The organism is Achromobacter sp. DH1f (genome assembly GCF_000633435.1).
GTDB classification, from domain to species: domain Bacteria; phylum Pseudomonadota; class Gammaproteobacteria; order Burkholderiales; family Burkholderiaceae_B; genus Achromobacter; species Achromobacter deleyi.
In genome coordinates this window covers 65,774-84,080 of the sequence record NZ_AYMF01000007.1, presented here as the reverse complement: position 1 = coordinate 84,080, position 18,307 = coordinate 65,774, and the positions used below count along the sequence as shown (strand labels likewise).

The following is an 18,307-nucleotide window of genomic DNA, read 5'->3' as shown; positions in this document are numbered from 1 at the left end:
ACCATGCGTTATTGATATTGATTATTTTTTGCAATACGCAACAAGAAGCGCGGTTTTGCTATTTGCTGAAAATTGGGGGGGAGCGAGCCGTTCGGCGGGCGACATTGTCGCGTCTGGCATGGCGCGGGCACACTATGCGGCGCGGCTGCAACGGTCGGGGAACAAGGCGTCAGTTCCAGGGCGAAAGGGGTGCGGCGTGGCGCGGCCCTTAAGCTACTATAGCCGGTTGAACAGGAAAGCGATGCAAGGCAATCAGCCTTGGCTGGCCGACAGGCCGCGTTCAAGTTCGTTGCTCATTGTCTTGTGGCTTGTATCGATGTAAGCAGCCCCTGGCCTGAATGCGGTCATGCACCACGCCGCAGCCGGGGAGGGTTTACGCATAAAATCGCGCCACTTTACTGCTGGTGTATCCCATGCTTTATGTTTTAGTCGCGTTCCTTATATCGCTTGCCATCACGCTACTGCTCGTCCGGTTCAATTCGTTGCATGGCAAGTATACGGCCGACCACGATATAACCAGCGTTCAAAAATATCATGTCCGCCCGGTACCCCGGGTCGGCGGTGTATCCATTGTAGTTGCCATGTTCGGTATTGGGGTGGTGGCCGCATTGCGCGAGCCCGGGCAAGGCGGGGAACTGGCTACCTTGTTGGCGGTTGCGATGCCGGCTTTCCTGGGAGGGCTGGCCGAAGACGTGACCAAGCGGGTTCGAGTATTGGTCCGATTGGGCCTTGCCATGATTTCCGGCGCCGCGGCGTTTTATTTCTGCGGTGCCACCCTGACTAGGCTGGATATTATCGGGGTCGACTGGTTGCTACAGTTTGGCGCGATCTCCCTAGTCTGCACCATGATTGCAATTGCCGGGGCAGCAAATGCGATCAATATCATTGATGGGTATAACGGCTTGGCGGCAGTGATCAGTGCAATGATTTTCGCCGGATTCGCGTACGTCTCATATTATCTTGGCGACCGCTTGCTTCTGATTGCTGCGGTGGGCATGATCGGCGCGATCGTGGGATTCCTGGTTTGGAATTACCCGCGCGGGCTCATTTTCCTGGGTGATGGCGGCGCGTATTTCATTGGCTTCATGATTGGCGCTATTTCAGTGCTGATGCTGGCGCGGCATCCGAACGTATCCGCATGGTTCCCGCTGTTGTTGTGCATCTACCCGGTATTCGAGACGCTGTTCTCGATATATCGGAAGAGATTCCTGCGCGGTCAATCCCCTGGCATGCCGGACGGTGTACACCTGCATATGCTCATCTACAAGCGTCTGGTGCGTTGGGCAGTCGGTTCCAGCGACGTGCGCCATAAAATCCAACGCAATGCGATGACTTCGCCATATCTGTGGTTATTGACCTCGTTCGCCGTCATTCCTGCCGTGCTGTTCTGGCAGAACGAATATCTGCTGATGTTTTTTGTCGCGGCATTTTCGACCACCTACATCATCCTGTACCGCAGGTTGGTGCTGTTCCGCATGCCCAAGTGGATGGTCATCAAGAAGCGGGCAAAGATCGTACGCCGGGGAATCAAGGAGAAATGATTTTCTTCGTGCGATCGTACGTAGCCGATTTCGATGCAAGGTTGGGCAAGTATTTCGCTGCACTGGCGGATGCGGGTTTGCCCTGGCATTTCATCGGCTGGAACAAGGACGGCTCTGCGCGAGCCGGGGGGCAGGGGCAGACGCTGTTTTCGCTCAGGGCCAAACTCGGTGGAGGCTGGCGCAATGCCGCGGCCTTGCTGCGTTGGAACGTCTTTGTCTTCCTGCAATTGTGGCGCTCGCGGCGCGAGGTACGGATCGTTCACGCCATTGACCTTGATTCCGCGTTCGCTGCCTGGCTGTTTTGCGCGGTCGCTCGCAAGCACCTGGTCTTCGATATCTACGACAAATATTCAGCGGTACGCAATCTGTCAGGCGTGGCCGGCCGGTTGCTGGATGCGCTGGAAACGCGTATTGCAGAAACCGCCGACCTGACGTTGATCGTCAGTGAGGAGCGCTATGTACAGCACGCTCTGGCCGAGGGGTTGCCTAACGTACTGGTGCTGGAGAACGTGCCAGGCGGGTCCGATTGCGAGCAACCGCTGCGAGAGGTGGGGCCGCCCTGGAAGATTGGGTACTTCGGCGTGCTCGAACCGCGCAACCGAGGCTTGGAAGACCTGCTTCGCGTGTGCGGCGGCCGGCGCGACGTGGAGCTGCATGTGGCGGGGTATGGGGGCTTGGAAGGCACTTTTGTCGCTGCTGCCGCCGAATTTTCCAATGTCCACTTCCACGGCGCCATGTCCAGCACCGAAGGCCTCACGCTGATGGGTGGTATGGACGTCCTGGTTGGAATGTACTACCTGACAGTCCCGAATCACTTGTACGCCTCGCCTAACAAATACTATGAACATCTGATGTTGGGGCGCGGTATGCTCACCACCATCGGTACCCCGCCGGGCTCGAAGGTTGGCAAGCTGGGAAGCGGGTGGGCGATTGCCGAGGGCGCGGCTGCAATCGCCGTCTGGCTGGATGAACTGAAGCCGGGCGATGTCCGGCAGACTGCTGCGCAAGCACATCTGCTATGGCGGCAAAGATACTCTTCCTATTACAACAAGTTTTATAGGGGTGAGTATGTCAGGCGCGTGAAAAAACTACTGGAGAGTAATGGATGACGCACTCGTCCGCGACTCCCTCGGTGTCCATCGTGATGCCTGCTTATAATGCACAGCGTTATATAAAAATCGCGATCGATTCCGTCCTTGGGCAGACTTTCAAGGATTGGGAGTTGCTCGTAGTGGATGATTGTTCCAGTGATGATACTGGAAAGTACGTGCTGGATTATCAAGATGAACGGATTCGATATATAAAAAATCCACAAAATCTTGGGGTCGCGCAAACACGCAATCGAGCAATCGAAGCCGCTCTCGGGAAATACATAGCGTTTCTCGACAGCGATGATGTGTGGTTGCCGCAGAAGCTTGCCGCCCAAGTGGCGCTGCTGGAGAAGGGCGCCACTATCAGCTACGGAAGCTATGTGCGGATAACTGAAGACGGAAGGCCCTTGGCAACCGTGGCAGTACCGAAATCCTTGTGCTACGGCGACATGCTGAAATCGAATTTCATCGGGCACCTGACCGGCATATACCGCAAGGACAGACTGCCTGAACTGCGCTTCGAGTCGGGAGGCCATGAGGACTATGTGTTCTGGCTGCGTGCGGTTAAAATGGCCGGCGAAATTCATGCCGCATTGCCGGGCACGCCGTTGGCGTATTACCGCGTCGTAAAGAATTCACTGTCATCGAATAAAGGCAAAGCGATGCGGTGGCAGTGGAAAATATATCGAAATGTCTTGAAGCTTTCGTTGCTGCGTAGTGCTTATTATTTTGTGTTTTATGTTTTTAATGCACTTCGCAAACGCTATCTGTCCCGGTTGGATAGTCGGATATAAAAATGGATTTTAAAATATCGTGAGCAGTTCGCACAGGCATCCTACCTCGCCTATCTCGTTGTTCAAGACCCTTTTCAGGTACCGCACTCTGATCAGCGATTTGGTCCGGCGTGAAGTCGTGGGCCGTTATCGTGGCTCGGCTTTCGGGCTGCTATGGTCTTTTTTCAATCCGGTGTTCATGCTGCTGGTATACACGTTCGTGTTCAGCGTGGTGTTCAAGGCACGCTGGCCAGGCGGGACTGAATCGAAGACGGAATTCGCGCTGGTGCTGTTCGCAGGTTTGATGCTGTTCAACTTTTTCGCCGAGTGCATCAACCGGTCACCTTCGCTGATTCTGTCCAACGTCAACTATGTGAAAAAGGTGGTTTTCCCCTTGGAAATTCTGCCTTGTGTCGCATTGGGTTCGGCGTTATTTCACCTGCTTATCAGCCTGGCGGTATGGATTGCGTTCTACCTGGTCTTTTACGGCGTACCGCATGCGACGATTCTGCTGTTTCCGGTAGTCGTGCTGCCTCTCGTGATACTGGTGCTGGGCGTCAGTTGGTTCCTGTCCGCGCTGGGGGTGTACTTGCGTGACGTTTCGCAATTCATTGGCATCGTCACGACAGTGCTGATGTTCATGTCGCCCATTTTCTACTCGGCGACCTCGCTGCCCGAACGCTATCGGGCGTTTCTCCATTTGAGTCCACTGACTGCCGTGGTCGAGCAAGCTCGCAATGTCCTCTTCTGGGGCATCGGGATCGATTGGCGGGTCTGGTCGCTATACACCGTTGCCGCATGCTTGATCGCGGTCCTGGGATACGCATGGTTCCAACGCACCAGGAAGGGGTTTGCTGATGTCCTCTGATTCCCTGGCGATTTCAGTTCGCAATCTCAGCAAGTGTTTTCATCTGTACGACAAGCCGCGTGATCGCTTGTTGCAGATGGGTTCGTTTGGTCGGCGCCAGTATTACCGGGAATTCTGGGCGCTGCGTGACCTCTCGTTCGATGTCCAGCGCGGCGAGACCGTCGGTATCATCGGGCGTAACGGTTCGGGCAAGTCCACTTTGCTGCAGATGATTTGCGGGACGTTGACCCCCACGTCGGGGGAAATCGTGACCAATGGCCGTATCGCGGCGTTGCTGGAGTTGGGGGCGGGCTTCAACCCGGAATTCACGGGCCGGGAAAACGTCTACCTGAATGCCTCGATCCTGGGTCTGACGCGGCGAGAAACGGACGAACGTTTCGACGATATCGCCGCGTTTGCAGACATCGGCAGCTTCATCGACCAGCCTGTGAAGGTCTATTCCAGCGGCATGTATGTGCGGTTGGCGTTCGCAGTGGCCATCAACGCCACGCCGGACCTGTTGATCGTCGACGAGGCCCTTGCGGTGGGCGATGCGCGTTTTCAGTACAAGTGCATGCGGCGCATCAAGGACATCCAGAATGCCGGCGCGGCAGTGCTGTTTGTCAGCCATGACGTGGGTTCCGTACGAACGCTTTGTCAACGGGCAGTGTGGCTCGACAAGGGCAGCCTGCGCATGGCGGGAGAGGTGTCTCACGTCACCAGCAAGTACGCGGAGTTCATCTATCAAGATGAAAACGGTTCGGAGCCTCCCGCGCAGGCGCTCGCGTCTGAGGTGCGGCAGGCCGCGTCCGAAGACGAGATGGCCGGCATGCCGCTAGCCATGCATTTGGATGAAAAGCCGGCATCTCATTGGGGCACGCAGACCGGGTTGATCACTCACGCCGCCGTGCATGCTGCTGCTGGTCAACGCAAGGACATCTTTGATTGGGGCGAGAGCCTTTGCGTGAAAATCGTGTTCCGGCGGCCGGCTGGCGTAGACCTTGGCAGCGTCGGCGTGGCTTTCTCCATCAAGAACGAGAAGGGCGTGGACCTGCTGGTTGCGAGTACGCAGGAAAATGGTCCGTTGCGCGTGTCACATGACAATTCCCTTGTGCATGTCGAGTTCAGCTTCGTGAACTACCTGACCCCGGGAAAGTTCCTCCTCGTTGCTGCCCTTGAGGATGCTAATTCCGCGGGCGCGTCCTACTTCGAATATTTCGAGGGAACGCACTACTTTTCAGTCATTTCTTCAAAGAAACTCATGGGTCTTTTTCGTCCTGATGTCGCGATTACGTTTGGTGGAGATGCCGCGTGAGTGCTACGGATATCAATAGCCAGGAATACTGGAATGGCCGGTTCGACAAAGACTGGGAGTCCAACCTGGGCAAAGAGCAGTCGCGTTTTTTTGCCAGGGTGGCGTTGGAGCAAATGCCGGCCTGGCTGCGCTCGACGGCCAATCACGAAAACTGGTCGGTGTGCGACTGGGGGTGTGCGCAGGGTGATGGCACGGATGTCATCGCCAACGCTTTTATCCGCGAACGGGTGACAGGTATCGATTTTGCCGAATCGGCAGTGGCAAAGGCGCGGGTAGCCTATCCGGCCCTGCGTTTCGAAGCACAAGACTGGATTGAGGGTCAGGGGCGCCAGGAGAAGTTCGACATGGTGTTTTCGTCGAATACGCTGGAGCACTTTACCGAGCCGTTCAAGGTATTGGTGAATCTGTTCCAGCATGCCGAGCACTGTGTGGTGCTGACGCTGCCGTACCGCGAGCTGGATCGCATATCCGAACACTTCTTCACGTTCACGGCCGAGAACATACCCTTGGTTCCGCATCCCGATTGGGTGCTGGTGCATTCGGCGGCCGTTGATTGCCGTCCCATGGAGCCGACCTACTGGCATGGCGACCAGGTCATTCTCGTATACGCACACAAAGGCTGGGCCCAATCCCGCAAGCTGGCGCTGGCCGATGGATTTCTGGGCTCGGACACGCAGACGATTGGCGCAACCTCGGTGCCCCAGAGGTTGAAGGCGTTGCTTGCCGAGAACGAACGATTGGCGGAACGGTTGACGGATCGGATAGAAACGATCAAGGCGCTGATGGAGCAACAGTTGCAGCAGCAAGCGAAAATCGAGCAAACGATCGAAATGCAACGTCAGGTCAACGAGCTGGCAAGCGAATTGGCGAAGATCAAAAATAGCAATTCCTGGCGCTTGACCGGCCCCTTGAGGCGCGTGTCGAGGAGCCTCAAGAAATTGTCCGGAAATTGAGGCCCAACAACCGTCGGCGATCCGCTCGGCGGTAGATATTTGATTTTGGCTGTCGAAGATTTTATAACCGGACGCACGCTCTGGAAGATATTATGAACAAGCTCAACGGCTTTGCCGTATCCTGGTTTTTCGCGCCCTATATCGGGTCTGCGGATATCGATTTCTATAAGCGCATCAGGAACACTAATATTGATTATTTAGTGGCTCAGGTCGCGCGCGATAACAGGGATGATCGGCTCATGCGTTACGCCGGAGCAGCGCATATCGAACGGGTAGAGATCAACGCGGATCACAGGAATCCGCGTACGGTATCGGCTCGGGAGAAGTTCTGCAACGAAGTGGTCAAGATTTTTGAAAAATCTGACCGAAAATTCGATTTCATTATTTCCCATTCGAATGAACTGATCAGTCACGAAGCGGCGGCGCGTATCCGGAAAAATCACCCGGACATTCCCTGGATTGCGTACTTCGGTGACCTGTTTGCACGCAATCCGTATATTGCGCACATGCATGGCTATCCTCTGGTAAAAGAAGATACCCAGATCGAACAGGATACTTTGCGTAATGCAGACTTGATTCTGCTGAATAACGAATACCAGCGGGATCTGATGTTCACGGGTGAGCTGGCGCAATATGCCAGCAAGGCGGTCGTAATCCCTCATTGTTTCGATCCGCAGATGTACCAGGGAAAGCCGAGGGACGAAGGCGGACGCTTTGTGTTCTCGCACCTGGGTACGCTCTACCACGTAAAACGTACGGCCGAGCCCGTGCTGCAAGCGGTTGATCGTCTGCTGGAAATATATCCGGAATATAAAAACAAATTCGAAGTGCGGTTTTATGGCGCCTCGCCATACCCGCATGACCTGCATGTCCACATGAATATGCGTTATCGCGAACATGTGCGTTTCGAATCCGCAGTTTCTTATGTGGACAGCTTAACGTTGATGCAACAGTCTGACGTTTTGTTACTTATTGACGGGATGTTCAATGAAGAACAGGATGGCATAAAATGCAATCCGTTCTTTCCGGGCAAACTTGCCGACTATATGGGAGCCGGCAAGCCCATTGCGGCGGTAACGATGGCGGCGGGTCCGACTGCGGAGATCTTGTCTCGCAGCCGAAATCTGATCGCCGATCTCCGGGTCGATCGCATCGCGTACGTCATGAAGCGATATCTCGACGGGAAGGTGAATCCCGACTTCAGCGTCTACGCTGATTATTCTATTAATACCATTGCGCCGAAGATGGAAGACGCAATCAGGTCGATCGTGAAAGGTTAGAATATTATGAACGCATACGATTTCATTATTGTTGGGGCGGGTTTTGCTGGTTCGATATTGGCAGAGCGCCTGGCATCGCAGAATAAAAAGAGGATTCTGCTGATCGAGCAGCGGGATCATATTGCGGGCAATATGTACGATTATGAGGATGAGCACGGTGTGCTGGTCCATAAGTACGGCCCGCACCTGTTCCGTACCAACAGCCCGCGCGTGTTGCAGTACATCTCTCAATTCACGGATTGGCATCCCTATCAGCACCGGGTGCTGGCGGACGTGCAGGACCAACTGGTGCCTGTGCCGTTCAACCTGACGTCGCTCGAGCGTCTGCTGCCCGAGAAAGCTGATGAATTGAAGGCATTGCTTGTGGCCGAGTTCGGTATGGACGTGAAAGTGCCGGTTTCCGTGCTGCGCAAGCATTCGGACGCCCGGATTCGTGAGTTCGGCGAATTCGTCTTCGAGAATGTCTATCTGAACTACACCACCAAGCAGTGGGGCGACAAGCCCGAGAATCTCGATTTCGAGACCATCACTGCCCGTGTGCCGGTGCATATTTCGTACGACGACCGCTATTTCCAGGAGCAACATCAGGCCTTGCCGAAGGAAGGCTACACCAAGATGTTCGAACGGATGCTGGCCAATCCTCTCATCGACGTGCGACTCGACACCAAGGCGAAAGACATCCTGTCGTTCGAGCCGGATACGGGCAAGATCCTGTTCATGGGCCAGCCCTTTGCAGGCGGCGTGATCTACACCGGCCCCATTGACGAACTCTTTGGCTACAAGTTCGGCGAACTGCCTTATCGTTCGTTGCGCTTCGATCTGGAAACGCACGATGTGGACTTCTACCAGCCTTGTGCAACGGTGAACTATCCGAATACGCAGCTCTACACGCGTATTACGGAGTACAAGCATCTGATGGCACGGTCGCCCAAGAAGACCACCATCATGAAAGAGTATCCGCAGGCCTATGACCGCCTGGTCCCCGCGCAGAGCATTCCGTACTATCCCATTCCCAAGGACAGCAACGCCGCGCTTTACGGCAAATACTCCGAACTGGCGGGCCAGTATGCGCAGTTGATGCTGGTCGGACGTCTCGCGGAATATCGCTACTACGATATGAACAACATCATCGAGCGGGCACTGGACGTGTTCGACCAAGAATTCAAGGGCGATGAAGCGAAATGAACCCGAAAGTCAGCGTCGTCGTTCCAGTCTATAACCTGGAGTTCTATATCGAGCGATGCCTGAGCTCGCTCGAGAAGCAGACTCTGGACAACGTCGAAGTCCTGGTCGTCAATGATGGCGGCACCGATGACAGCCAGCTGATCATCGACGACTATGTCGCGCGCCGGCCGGACATCTTCAAGTCCTTCATCAAGCCCAATGGAGGGCATGGCGCTGCCTGCAACTACGGCATCGAACGGGCCACCGGTGAATACATTGCCATTGTCGATGGCGATGACTTTCTGGATTCCGATTCCCTAGAGTTCATGTACAACAAGGCCCGTGAAACGGGCGCCGACCTGTTGATCGGGAATTTGCTGTACTGCTATACCGGCAGCACGGCACCGTTCAAACCGTTGCCATTCGAAGGCGAGCGGGAACTGAACCGTGATGATCGCGACCAGCTATACAAGAATTGGGCGACGCCTTGCGGCCGCTTGTACCACCGTTCGATTTTCGCGGATCCGGATGTTCGCCTGCTGGCTGGGGTGATTTTCGCGGATGCGAATTTCGTGCCCAAGAGCTACCTGGTTGCCAAGAAGATTTATTACGTAGACAAAGAACTCTACAACTACGACATCACGCGGCCCACCCAGTCGATGAAGCAGACCGACAAGCGAATCTTGAACATCGTTCCGGTCCTCGAAGACATGCTGGCCTTCTATAAGAAGAAGGGCGAGTTCGAAAACAATCGTACTCAGTTGATGTGGTACGTAGCCCGTCATTGCGCTGCCTGGATCGGCAAGGTGCAGACCTTGCAAGGCTATAGCCGTATCAAGGCGCTGCAGGAGATCCTCGGCGTGGTCGACAAGCATTTCAACGGTGATTGGATCAAGTCCGGCATCATCAAGGAATCGTTCAACCGCCGCGTGCAGACCAAGATCTCGATCGCGCGCATGTTCCGCTATTACCCTATCGTCTGGTTCTGGGAGCTGGTTCCGCGCGTGCACAGTGTGGACCGTGGAATCGAGAAGCTGCTGGGCTTGCCCTTGAGGGCTTATCAGTTTTCGAAGCGCCGTTTGCGCAAGCTGGCCAGTGCCTGAACGGCACGGTGCAGGAGTTGCGGCGCGGGATCTGGAAATGCAGACAACAATATTCGTAACGGGCGGGGCGGGCTATATCGGGGTGCACACCTTGGTGTGCCTGCTCGAGGCCGGGCACAGGATTCTTGTGCTCGATGATTTCTCGAACAGTTCCCCGCAGGCACTGGCCCGCGTTGAGGAAATAACCGGGATCAAGGTTCCCTTCGTGCAAGGCGACGTCCGCGACACGGAGATGCTCAAGCGTCTTTTCGCGGACTGCGCTGCGCACGAGGTACCGGTTTCCTGCGTGTTGCACTTGGCCGCATTGAAGGCGGTCGGCGAGTCGGTAAGCCTGCCGCTCAAATACTACGACGTCAATGTGACCGGTACGCTCAGCTTGCTCGAAGCCATGAGAACGGCAGGCGTCAAGCGCATCGTATTCAGCTCGTCGGCCACGGTCTATCGACCGGAGACGACGTTGCCCTATACGGAGCAGCATGCCATCGGGCCGTCCAACCCCTATGGCCAGACCAAGGCGATGGTTGAGCAGATCCTACAGGATTTCTGCCATGCGGATCGCGACTTCTCGGCGATCGCGTTGCGCTATTTCAATCCGATCGGAGCCCACCACAGTGGCCGGATCGGGGACCACCCGGCAGGCATTCCCAACAACCTCTTTCCATACATCACGCGTACGGCCATTGGCAGCCTGCCGGTGCTGCCGGTGTTTGGTACGGACTACTCGACCGTCGACGGCAGCGGCGTAAGAGATTACATCCACGTCTCGGATCTGGCCACAGGTCACGTCAAGGCGATCGACTGGTTGTGCGACAACGATATCCAGGGTTTTCATCCGTTCAACCTGGGGACGGGGCGCGGCACATCCGTGCTGGAGTTGATAGACGCCTTTGAAACTGCGAACGGAGTCGCGGTTCCCTATGAGGTACGCGCTCGCCGCAGCGGCGATAGCGCCGAGGCCTGGGCGGACGTTTCTGCCGCGAACCTGGTGCTCAACTGGCGAGCCCAGCACACTATTGAAGACATGTGCCGGGACGGCTGGAACTGGCAACAAAAGAATCCGAGCGGCTACGAGAAATAGCTCGGCGGACGGCGAGATCGATTTGGACGGTTGAAGCGATCTCGCCGTTGCAGTTGGGTACGGTCAGCGGCGCTGGAGCAGCGTATCGACGATGCGTTCGCTGGATTTCCCATCGCCGTAGGGATTGTGCGAGAAGCTCATCTTCTGATATTGGCTGACGTCCGAGAGCAGCAGCCTGAGCTGGCCCGTGATCTGTGCCACATCGGTGCCCACGAGGCGCACCGTGCCGGCGGAGACCGCTTCGGGGCGTTCAGTCGTGTCGCGCATCACCAGCACTGGCTTGCCCAATGACGGCGCTTCCTCCTGGATGCCACCGGAGTCCGTCAGAATGATGTGGGACCGGGTCATCAAATAGACGAACGGCAGATAATCGAGCGGCTCCACGAGATAGACGTTCTTGAGATGGCTGAGCAGCCGTTTCACCGGTTCCCGCACGTTGGGATTGAGGTGTACGGGATAGACGAAATCTTCATTCGGGAATTCTGTCGCTGCCGCGGCGATGCTTTCGCAGATGCGTTCAAAGCCCGCGCCGAAGCTCTCGCGGCGATGCCCTGTTATCAGGATCACGCGCCGATTCGCCTGCAAATAAGGGAAGCCGGCTTGCAGTTGCTGGCGCAATGCGTCGTCGATGTCGATCTTGTGCGTAACGGCCAGCAACGCGTCAATGACCGTGTTGCCGGTCACGATGATGCTGTTTTCTGGCACGCCTTCCCGCAAGAGATTAGCTTTTGACGTGTCGGTAGGTGCGAAATGTAGCTGCGCCAATGCGCCGGTCAGCTTGCGGTTGGCTTCTTCCGGCCAGGGGGAGTAAATATCTCCGGTGCGCAGGCCTGCTTCCACGTGGCCGACGGGAATCTTCTGATAATAGGCGGCAAGCGTCGCTGCAAACGTCGTCGCCGTGTCGCCATGCACCAGCACGTAATCAGGCCGAAACTCCTGCAGCACGTCTTGCATGCCGGAGAGGATGCCGGTAGTGACGGCGGTCATGTCCTGACCGGGTTTCATGATATTCAGGTCGAAATCCGGCTTGATCTCGAACAGCGCCAGCACTTGGTCCAGCATTTCACGATGCTGGGCGGTTACACACACCTTGGATTCGATCGCCGGATTGCGAGCAAGGGCGTGGACCAGCGGCGCCATTTTGATAGCTTCGGGGCGAGTACCGAATACGGTGAGGATTTTCATGGTTCAGCAGGGTAAGTAGCGTTATACGGGACGCAGCCGCGAGGGCTGGGAGGGCGCTGCGCCGGACGGTGACGAGCTCATAACGATAGCAAGAAATACCGTAAAATTGCGCCGCTTCACGGTATTGCCGTTATGCCGCAGGCCTGCGTCGGCATCATGTCTTGATGCCGCGTTGCCGCCTATCGGGTTGGTTGTGAAAGGGTGAATATGCGCTTTACGCAGGTGGGTGTCGGTCGAACAGCAGCGGCTGCATTGACGGTTGCCGTCTTTTTCTTGACCGCCGCGGTATTTCGGCCCGAACCCGTGTCCGATTTCCTGTACTACTGGATGGTTGCGGGCGCTCCTGACCTGTATCACAAGGGCGGGGTGGTGGGTTGGCTGTTCGCGCCGGTCAAAGCGGCGGACATCGCGCCCTATTGGGGCGCGGCGGCGCTCAATACCTTCGTGGCCATCCTGGCGATCTTCGCTGTGTTGCCGGCGGGTGGCAAGCGCAACTCGTCTATCGGCCTTGTTTCCTGGATCGGCGCGGCAGTGACCGTGCTGGCAATCTTGGTGGCGGCGCCAGCGTCGGCCTTGGTGGCAACGGATTTGATGGCGTGCGGTACTTTTATCGTCGGCATGCGCCTTTTGCTGAGGGCCGGTGGGCTGCCCCCACGGCGGCTGGCGGTTTTGGCTGCTGTGATGGCACTGGGACTGAGTGCATCGTTACGTCCGATCTATGCGCCGGTGATGATTGTCTGCGGCGCGGCGCTGATGGCAATCCAATGCGATATCCGCGTGCCGGATCTGCCGGCTGATCGCTGGACAGGCCGTCTGCGGGCTGCGGGATTCGGAGCCTTGCTTGTGTGCTGCGCATTGCTTGCGTCAAATCTGCTGGAGCGCGGCTTGTTGAGCCATTCGCGCACGAACGAATATGCTCCTGGTGTGGTGCGCGCCGTGGTGTCCATCGGTCATGACATCGGCGACGGCAAGGATACCTGCGGGCAGTGGTCGGAAAGTCGGGCGCGTTTCGGGCTGGAGCGGCGATCCGAGCCGTTGATCCCCTATATTCTGGAGCGCCAGCGCGAAGTGGGGTGGCTGCATCTGCCCGCGCTGTATGCTTGCAAGGTTTCCCGTCTGATTAGTTTTCGGGATTGGTTTGGCTCATGGCTGCAGGGCTCCCGGAACTATAGCCAGGATCGCATTCTGGCCGACAGCATGGGCGTGGATGTTTCCCTGGTCGATGAGGCAGCGCGGCAAAGCCATGTCTTCAGATCCGATGCGGCGCAACAGGCCTATACGGAGCGGGCGCGTCTGGTTTCGCGGGTTTCTGCCTGGATTGGCGGCATATTGCAGGGCCTAGTCCTGCTCTACTTGCTTGCGTCGACGGTGGCATTGGCGCGGGAGCGATCTATAGCGTTCGGTTTATATGCGCTTGGGGTTTCCCTACTGCCTGCAGTTGCCCTGATTGTCCTGCACGGCGTATTTTTCGAAGTCCAGGCACGCTACGCGTTTCCGATCTGGGTCCTGCCCCCTGTTTTCATGGCGCTGATCCGTCGGGTCTCCAATAGCGCTTCCTCGGCAGCTGCGGCCGCCGGTCCCGCCGCGCCCGATGTGGTGTAAATTCGCGAACTACCCGTTCCTGCTTCGTCTATTTCCGTCTTTTTGATGCCGACCCGCATTCTTATCGTACGCACTTCCTCGCTGGGCGACCTCGTCCACATGCTGCCGGCAATCACCGATATTGCCCGGCATGTGCCTGACGCGCAGATCGACTGGGTGGTCGAAGAGGCGTTCGCCGAGATTCCGTCTTGGCATCCGGCGGTGAATGAGGTCATTACGGTGGCTCACCGTCGTTGGCGCAAGGCCTGGTGGTCCGCTCAGGTACGGGCTGAGCGGCGCGCGCTGCGCGAGAGGCTGCGCTCGGCGCAGTACGACATCGTGCTGGATATGCAGGCGTTGCTGAAGTCGGCTTGGCTGGTGCGCCAGGCGCGTGGCAAGCGTCACGGGCTGGATTGGCGGTCGGCGCGCGAACCCTTGGCATCGTTGTTCTACGACGTGCGTCACCGCGTGGAATTCTGGCAGCCCGCCGTCATCCGCCAGCGCAAGTTGGCCGGGCTGACTTTCGGGTATCAGCACGCCGGCTTGCCGGATTTCGGCTTGCAGTCCTTTGTTCGGCAAGCCGGGCAAGCGGCGGATCCGGTGCACGACGTGCCAAGTGAAGGGCTCAATGCCATGGAACTGCCCCGGCTGCATCATGTAGACGCGGACCGCGGCTATGCCGTGATCATGCCGTCGGCCAGCCGTGACGACAAACTCTGGCCCGAAGACGACTGGCGGGCCGTGTTCCGCCGCCTTCTGGACGCGGGGTGCTCGCTCAAATTGCTGGCCGGCAACGAACAGGAAGCCGAACGTGCCCGGTTGTTGGTGGCCGGCATGGAAGATGTCGAAGTCATGCCACGCATGGACCTGAGTTCGGTGGCCCGACTGTTGGCGGGATCCCGCCTGATGGTGGGGTTGGACAGTGGCCTGACGCACCTGTCGGCGGCCCTGGGCCGCCCCACGATCGGCATCTATCGCGCGTCCACGCCGGTGCGCACGCCCTTGGTCGGTTCCAATTACACGGCCAGCCTGGGCGATCGCGGCGCTTCGCCTTCGCGCGAGGCTGTCATGGCGTCGGTGGAGCAGGCCCTGGCGGCGCACTGACATGAACCGCGGCGTCTACACCCTGGCGTTGCGGGCGCTGGCGCCCCTGGTCTGGCTGTGGATGGCCCGCCGGGCCAAGCGGGCAGGCGGCGAATGGCAGATTTTTTCACCCGAACGCTTTGGCCGGAACGCCGCGCATCATTCCGCTGCCGTGGCGGACGCGACGGCGCCCGCTCCCGTCTGGGTGCATGCCGTGAGCCTGGGCGAGACGCGTGCCGCCCAGCCGCTGCTGCAAGCGCTGCTGGACCGCGGCCTGCCCGTGTTGCTGACCCACATCACTGCCACGGGCCGCGCCGAAGGCGCGCGGCTGTTTACTGACGCGATCGCACGCGGACAGCTTCGCCAGGTCTGGCTGCCCTACGATTTTCCCGGCGCCACACGGCGCTTTCTGGCGGCCAACACCCCCCGCTGCGGTCTGCTGATAGAACGCGAAATCTGGCCCAATCTGTTGGCGGCTGCCCGGCGTGCCCGCTTGCCCATGGCGCTGGTAAGCGCGCGCTACTCGGAATCTTCGCTGCGCCAGGCCCGTCGTCTGGGCAGCGTCATGCGCGAAGCGCTGCAGGGGCTGGATCTGGTGCTGGCCCAGACCACGCAGGACGCCGACCGGTTGGCCCAGGCTGGCGTGCGCAATCCGAGCGTGTCAGGCAATTTGAAATTCGATCTGGCCTTGCCTGACCAGCAGGTTCAGGAGGGCCGGGCGTGGCGCGCCCGCTTGGGCCGGCCCGTGGTCGCCTTGGCCAGTACTCGCGAAGGCGAGGACGCGCCGTTCATCGACGCGATCAAGCGCCAGTCGGCGACGGCTGGCGGGCCCTTGTTCTTGCTGATTCCCCGTCATCCCCAGCGGTTCGACGAGGCTGCAGCGATGTTGGAGCAGGCGGGCGTGCCTTATGTCAGGCGCTCGTCCGGACAGGATCCTGGCGCGGACACGACCGTGCTGCTGGGCGATACGCTGGGCGAGATGGCCTTTTATTATGCGGCCTCGGACGTGGCCGTGGTGGCCGGCAGTTTTGCGCCGCTGGGCGGACAGAACCTGATCGAAGCGTGCGCGGCAGGTGTGCCGGTCATCGTGGGGCCGCATACGTTCAATTTTCAGCAGGCTGCCAGCGATGCCATCGAGGCGGGTGCTGCACAGCGCCAGCCCGATCCGGCACAGGCAGTGGCGGCCGCCTTGGCGTTGGTGGCCGATCCGTCCAGGCGGCAGGCGGCTGGCCAGGCGGCGCAGGCTTGGTTTGCCAGCCATTCGGGCGCCACGGTCCGGACGATGGCCGCATTGGCGCCCTGGCTGGATTGATGAAGGCACGGCGCAGGCGCCTGCGTGGCGTCCTGGCCGGTAGCTTGGCGTGCAAGCCGCCGCGAAGCCTTAACGGGCGGTTCTGGACACCAGCGTGACGGCGCCAGGATTCAATTCCTGGCTGAAACGGCGCGGATCACGGCCTTCGTCCGCCGGTCGCGTGCCCAGCCAACCCTGGCCCAGCGCCAGCACCCACAGATTCGCCAACAGGATCAGGATGAAGAGCACTCGCATGCGGCGGCCTCGTGTCAGGCGTCCGGTGCCGGGGTGGCGCGCGCCATGGCGGCCAGCCCGTCCAGGACGGGGTGGTTGAGGTAGACAGGCACGGGCGCGGCGCCGAACGCGCCGCCGGCATCCGCCAGCAGGCGTTCGATTTCCTGGTGCACTTCCGGCCAGCCGCCGCCGGCCGCGAAGATCTGCGGCGTCTGGCCGTAACGCTGGCGGCCGGCCAGCCATTGGCGCACCACGGCGCCGGCCTGGGCGGCGGCGATGCCCGAGGCGATGGCTTCGTGCGTATCGGTGGGATAGGCCACGACCTGGCCCTCGGCGATCGGCAGGTTGGCCGTGCCGTGGGCCAGCGCATTGCGCATCATGGCGGGTCCGGGCAGGATCAGGCCGCCGGCAAAGACGTTATCGGGCCCCACTGTGTCGATGGTGGTGGCGGTGCCGAAACTGGCCAGCAGGAACGGCGGATGGGCCCCCGGCAGGCGCGACAGCACGCCCAGCAACGACGCCCAGCGGTCCGCGCCCAGTTGTTGCGGTGTCTTGTAGCGATTGACCAGCCCCAGGGTGGTGGCCTGTGAGGTGGCCCAGGTGACCGCACAGCCGCGGCGCTGCAGGATGGCCGCAATGGCGGCGCCGCGTTCGGCGCCCGCGACGTTCACGCCCAGCGCGCGCGTCGGCTGCTGGGGCAGGGCGGTCAGCCAGCGGTCCAGCGCGTCCAGGTCAAGGCCGTCGAAGGCGACGGCGGCGGGCTCGCGCGGCATGTCGGGGCTGGAAGGGTCCAGCCAACCCACTTTCAGGCGGCTGTTGCCGGAGTCGATGAGGATGATCATGCCTGCTGCCTGATCGAGATTTCGCCGACCGATATCGGCGTGGCGCCCTGGGGCGTCTGCACCAGCAGGCGGCCCTGGCTGTCGACGCCACAGGCCGTGCCGCTGAGGATGACGTCGCCCTTGTCGAGCACATTGACCGCGCGGCCGGCCAGCGCATCGACCTGGCCGAAACGTTGCGCGAAGGCGCCAAAGCCCTCGCGTTCCAGCATCTGCACGGCCTCGTGCCAGGCGGTGGCCGCGGCGCAGACCAGGTCTGCGGCGGTGGCGGGGTGGCCGGGCGCGTGTTGGGTGACCTGGGTCCAGTCGGCCACCTGGCGGCCCAGCGCCTGCGACAGGGCGTCAGCGTCGACCAGGTTCACGCCCATGCCGATGACGACGGTATAGCCGGTTTCGCGGCCGCCCGGGTTGCGGGTGGTCTCGACCAGCACGCCGGCCAGCTTGGCGTCGCGCCATTGCACGTCGTTGGGCCATTTCATGCAGAGGCCGTCGGCGTCGGGGCCGGCCACGGCGCGCAGCGCCTCGCAGGCGGCCAGGCCGGCCAGCGGCGACAGGGCGGGCAGTTGGGCGGCCGGCAGGTGCACGTCGAAGGCGCACGAGAACATCAGCGCCGCACCCACCCGGTTCTGCCAGGGGCGGCCGGCACGGCCACGGCCCGTTGCCTGCAGGTGGGTGCCCAGCAGCCAGGGTTTGCCGGCGGCCGCGCCGCTGCGGGCGCGCGCCAGCAGGTCGGCGTTGGTCGAGCCGGTGCTGGCGGTCCAGGCAATGTCTTGGAAGGCGGGCAGGCGCGAACCCAGCATCCGGGCCAGGTCGTCTGGCGCGGGCAGGTCGATGGGGCAGACTTGAGCGGACATGGCGGCGATTGTAGGGCACGCGCGGGCCGGGTTCGCGGCGTTTCGGCCTCAGCGTATATGATTGTCGATACATTTTGCATCGGTATCCTGTCTTC

The 18,307-nt window shown here is 59.6% G+C and carries 17 protein-coding genes; 13 read left to right on the top strand and 4 right to left on the bottom strand.

Annotated features, from left to right (window positions below; all coding sequences use genetic code 11):
- The first annotated feature begins 413 nt into the window (after positions 1 to 413).
- From U858_RS0105980 to galE, 10 genes are all read left to right on the top strand, one after another.
- Positions 414 to 1,541 (top strand): glycosyltransferase, encoded by a 1,128-nt coding sequence (locus tag U858_RS0105980; RefSeq protein ID WP_025136274.1) that lies wholly within the window; start codon positions 414 to 416, stop codon positions 1,539 to 1,541.
- A complete protein-coding gene (locus U858_RS0105975; protein ID WP_025136273.1) occupies positions 1,538 to 2,650 on the top strand; it encodes a glycosyltransferase in 1,113 nt (370 codons plus the stop codon). The genes U858_RS0105980 and U858_RS0105975 overlap by 4 nt, the downstream gene beginning before the upstream one ends.
- Positions 2,647 to 3,426, top strand: coding sequence for a glycosyltransferase family 2 protein (locus U858_RS0105970; RefSeq protein ID WP_051593531.1), 780 nt, complete (start codon positions 2,647 to 2,649; stop codon positions 3,424 to 3,426). Before U858_RS0105975 ends, U858_RS0105970 begins: the two co-directional genes overlap by 4 nt.
- A gap of 58 nt (positions 3,427 to 3,484) precedes the next feature.
- Positions 3,485 to 4,273: an ABC transporter permease gene (locus U858_RS0105965; protein ID WP_025136271.1), complete on the top strand. Its 789-nt coding sequence runs from the start codon at positions 3,485 to 3,487 to the stop codon at positions 4,271 to 4,273.
- Positions 4,263 to 5,567 carry an ABC transporter ATP-binding protein gene (locus U858_RS0105960; RefSeq protein ID WP_025136270.1) on the top strand — a complete coding sequence of 435 codons (1,305 nt, stop codon included), beginning with the start codon at positions 4,263 to 4,265 and terminating at the stop codon, positions 5,565 to 5,567. The genes U858_RS0105965 and U858_RS0105960 overlap by 11 nt, the downstream gene beginning before the upstream one ends.
- Positions 5,564 to 6,520, top strand: coding sequence for a trans-aconitate 2-methyltransferase (locus U858_RS34205; protein ID WP_025136269.1), 957 nt, complete (start codon positions 5,564 to 5,566; stop codon positions 6,518 to 6,520). Before U858_RS0105960 ends, U858_RS34205 begins: the two co-directional genes overlap by 4 nt.
- A gap of 92 nt (positions 6,521 to 6,612) precedes the next feature.
- Positions 6,613 to 7,800 carry a hypothetical protein gene (locus U858_RS0105950; RefSeq protein ID WP_025136268.1) on the top strand — a complete coding sequence of 396 codons (1,188 nt, stop codon included), beginning with the start codon at positions 6,613 to 6,615 and terminating at the stop codon, positions 7,798 to 7,800.
- A gap of 6 nt (positions 7,801 to 7,806) precedes the next feature.
- A complete protein-coding gene (gene glf, locus U858_RS0105945) occupies positions 7,807 to 8,985 on the top strand; it encodes a UDP-galactopyranose mutase (RefSeq protein ID WP_029953570.1) in 1,179 nt (392 codons plus the stop codon).
- Entirely contained in the window at positions 8,982 to 10,067 is a 1,086-nt protein-coding gene (locus U858_RS0105940; RefSeq protein ID WP_025136266.1) for a glycosyltransferase family A protein, read from the top strand. Before glf ends, U858_RS0105940 begins: the two co-directional genes overlap by 4 nt.
- Positions 10,068 to 10,104: 37 nt before the next feature.
- A complete protein-coding gene (galE, locus tag U858_RS0105935; RefSeq protein WP_029953569.1) occupies positions 10,105 to 11,145 on the top strand; it encodes a UDP-glucose 4-epimerase GalE in 1,041 nt (346 codons plus the stop codon).
- Between the two features lie 63 nt (positions 11,146 to 11,208).
- On the opposite strand, the gene wecB is transcribed toward galE, so the two are convergent.
- Positions 11,209 to 12,330: a non-hydrolyzing UDP-N-acetylglucosamine 2-epimerase gene (wecB, locus tag U858_RS0105930; RefSeq protein ID WP_025136264.1), complete on the bottom strand. Its 1,122-nt coding sequence runs from the start codon at positions 12,328 to 12,330 to the stop codon at positions 11,209 to 11,211.
- Between the two features lie 252 nt (positions 12,331 to 12,582).
- Between wecB and U858_RS0105925 the strand changes: the two genes are divergently transcribed.
- From U858_RS0105925 to U858_RS0105915, 3 genes are read left to right on the top strand one after another with little or no spacing between them, the layout of a single operon-like run.
- Positions 12,583 to 13,932 (top strand): hypothetical protein, encoded by a 1,350-nt coding sequence (locus U858_RS0105925; RefSeq protein ID WP_025136263.1) that lies wholly within the window; start codon positions 12,583 to 12,585, stop codon positions 13,930 to 13,932.
- Positions 13,933 to 13,977: 45 nt separating this feature from the next.
- Positions 13,978 to 15,015 (top strand): lipopolysaccharide heptosyltransferase I, encoded by a 1,038-nt coding sequence (gene waaC / locus U858_RS0105920; protein ID WP_042884475.1) that lies wholly within the window; start codon positions 13,978 to 13,980, stop codon positions 15,013 to 15,015.
- Position 15,016: 1 nt separating this feature from the next.
- Positions 15,017 to 16,306 carry a 3-deoxy-D-manno-octulosonic acid transferase gene (locus U858_RS0105915; RefSeq protein ID WP_025136261.1) on the top strand — a complete coding sequence of 430 codons (1,290 nt, stop codon included), beginning with the start codon at positions 15,017 to 15,019 and terminating at the stop codon, positions 16,304 to 16,306.
- Positions 16,307 to 16,375: 69 nt separating this feature from the next.
- Here the strand turns inward: U858_RS0105915 and U858_RS35885 are convergent, their stop codons facing one another.
- From U858_RS35885 to U858_RS0105900, 3 genes are read right to left on the bottom strand one after another with little or no spacing between them, the layout of a single operon-like run.
- Positions 16,376 to 16,540: a hypothetical protein gene (locus U858_RS35885; protein ID WP_198529701.1), complete on the bottom strand. Its 165-nt coding sequence runs from the start codon at positions 16,538 to 16,540 to the stop codon at positions 16,376 to 16,378.
- Between the two features lie 14 nt (positions 16,541 to 16,554).
- Positions 16,555 to 17,361: a type III pantothenate kinase gene (locus tag U858_RS0105905; RefSeq protein WP_025136260.1), complete on the bottom strand. Its 807-nt coding sequence runs from the start codon at positions 17,359 to 17,361 to the stop codon at positions 16,555 to 16,557.
- The gene (locus U858_RS0105900) at positions 17,358 to 18,212 is read right to left on the bottom strand and encodes a biotin--[acetyl-CoA-carboxylase] ligase (RefSeq protein ID WP_025136259.1); all 855 of its coding nucleotides are present in this window, start codon (positions 18,210 to 18,212) and stop codon (positions 17,358 to 17,360) included. The genes U858_RS0105905 and U858_RS0105900 overlap by 4 nt, the downstream gene beginning before the upstream one ends.
- Between the last annotated feature and the right edge of the window lie 95 nt (positions 18,213 to 18,307).

Bases quoted from the DNA above. Each gene is read 5' to 3' on its own strand.
- U858_RS0105960 (WP_025136270.1), top strand. From the start codon at position 4,263: ATGTCCTCTGATTCCCTGGCGATTTCAGTTCGCAATCTCAGCAAGTGT.
- U858_RS35885 (WP_198529701.1), bottom strand. From the start codon at position 16,540: ATGCGAGTGCTCTTCATCCTGATCCTGTTGGCGAATCTGTGGGTGCTG.
- U858_RS0105940 (WP_025136266.1), top strand. From the start codon at position 8,982: ATGAACCCGAAAGTCAGCGTCGTCGTTCCAGTCTATAACCTGGAGTTC.
- U858_RS0105975 (WP_025136273.1), top strand. From the start codon at position 1,538: ATGATTTTCTTCGTGCGATCGTACGTAGCCGATTTCGATGCAAGGTTG.
- waaC (WP_042884475.1), top strand. From the start codon at position 13,978: ATGCCGACCCGCATTCTTATCGTACGCACTTCCTCGCTGGGCGACCTC.
- galE (WP_029953569.1), top strand. From the start codon at position 10,105: ATGCAGACAACAATATTCGTAACGGGCGGGGCGGGCTATATCGGGGTG.
- U858_RS0105900 (WP_025136259.1), bottom strand. From the start codon at position 18,212: ATGTCCGCTCAAGTCTGCCCCATCGACCTGCCCGCGCCAGACGACCTG.
- U858_RS0105980 (WP_025136274.1), top strand. From the start codon at position 414: ATGCTTTATGTTTTAGTCGCGTTCCTTATATCGCTTGCCATCACGCTA.
- U858_RS0105915 (WP_025136261.1), top strand. From the start codon at position 15,017: ATGAACCGCGGCGTCTACACCCTGGCGTTGCGGGCGCTGGCGCCCCTG.
- U858_RS0105970 (WP_051593531.1), top strand. From the start codon at position 2,647: ATGACGCACTCGTCCGCGACTCCCTCGGTGTCCATCGTGATGCCTGCT.
- U858_RS0105950 (WP_025136268.1), top strand. From the start codon at position 6,613: ATGAACAAGCTCAACGGCTTTGCCGTATCCTGGTTTTTCGCGCCCTAT.
- U858_RS0105905 (WP_025136260.1), bottom strand. From the start codon at position 17,361: ATGATCATCCTCATCGACTCCGGCAACAGCCGCCTGAAAGTGGGTTGG.
- glf (WP_029953570.1), top strand. From the start codon at position 7,807: ATGAACGCATACGATTTCATTATTGTTGGGGCGGGTTTTGCTGGTTCG.
- wecB (WP_025136264.1), bottom strand. From the start codon at position 12,330: ATGAAAATCCTCACCGTATTCGGTACTCGCCCCGAAGCTATCAAAATG.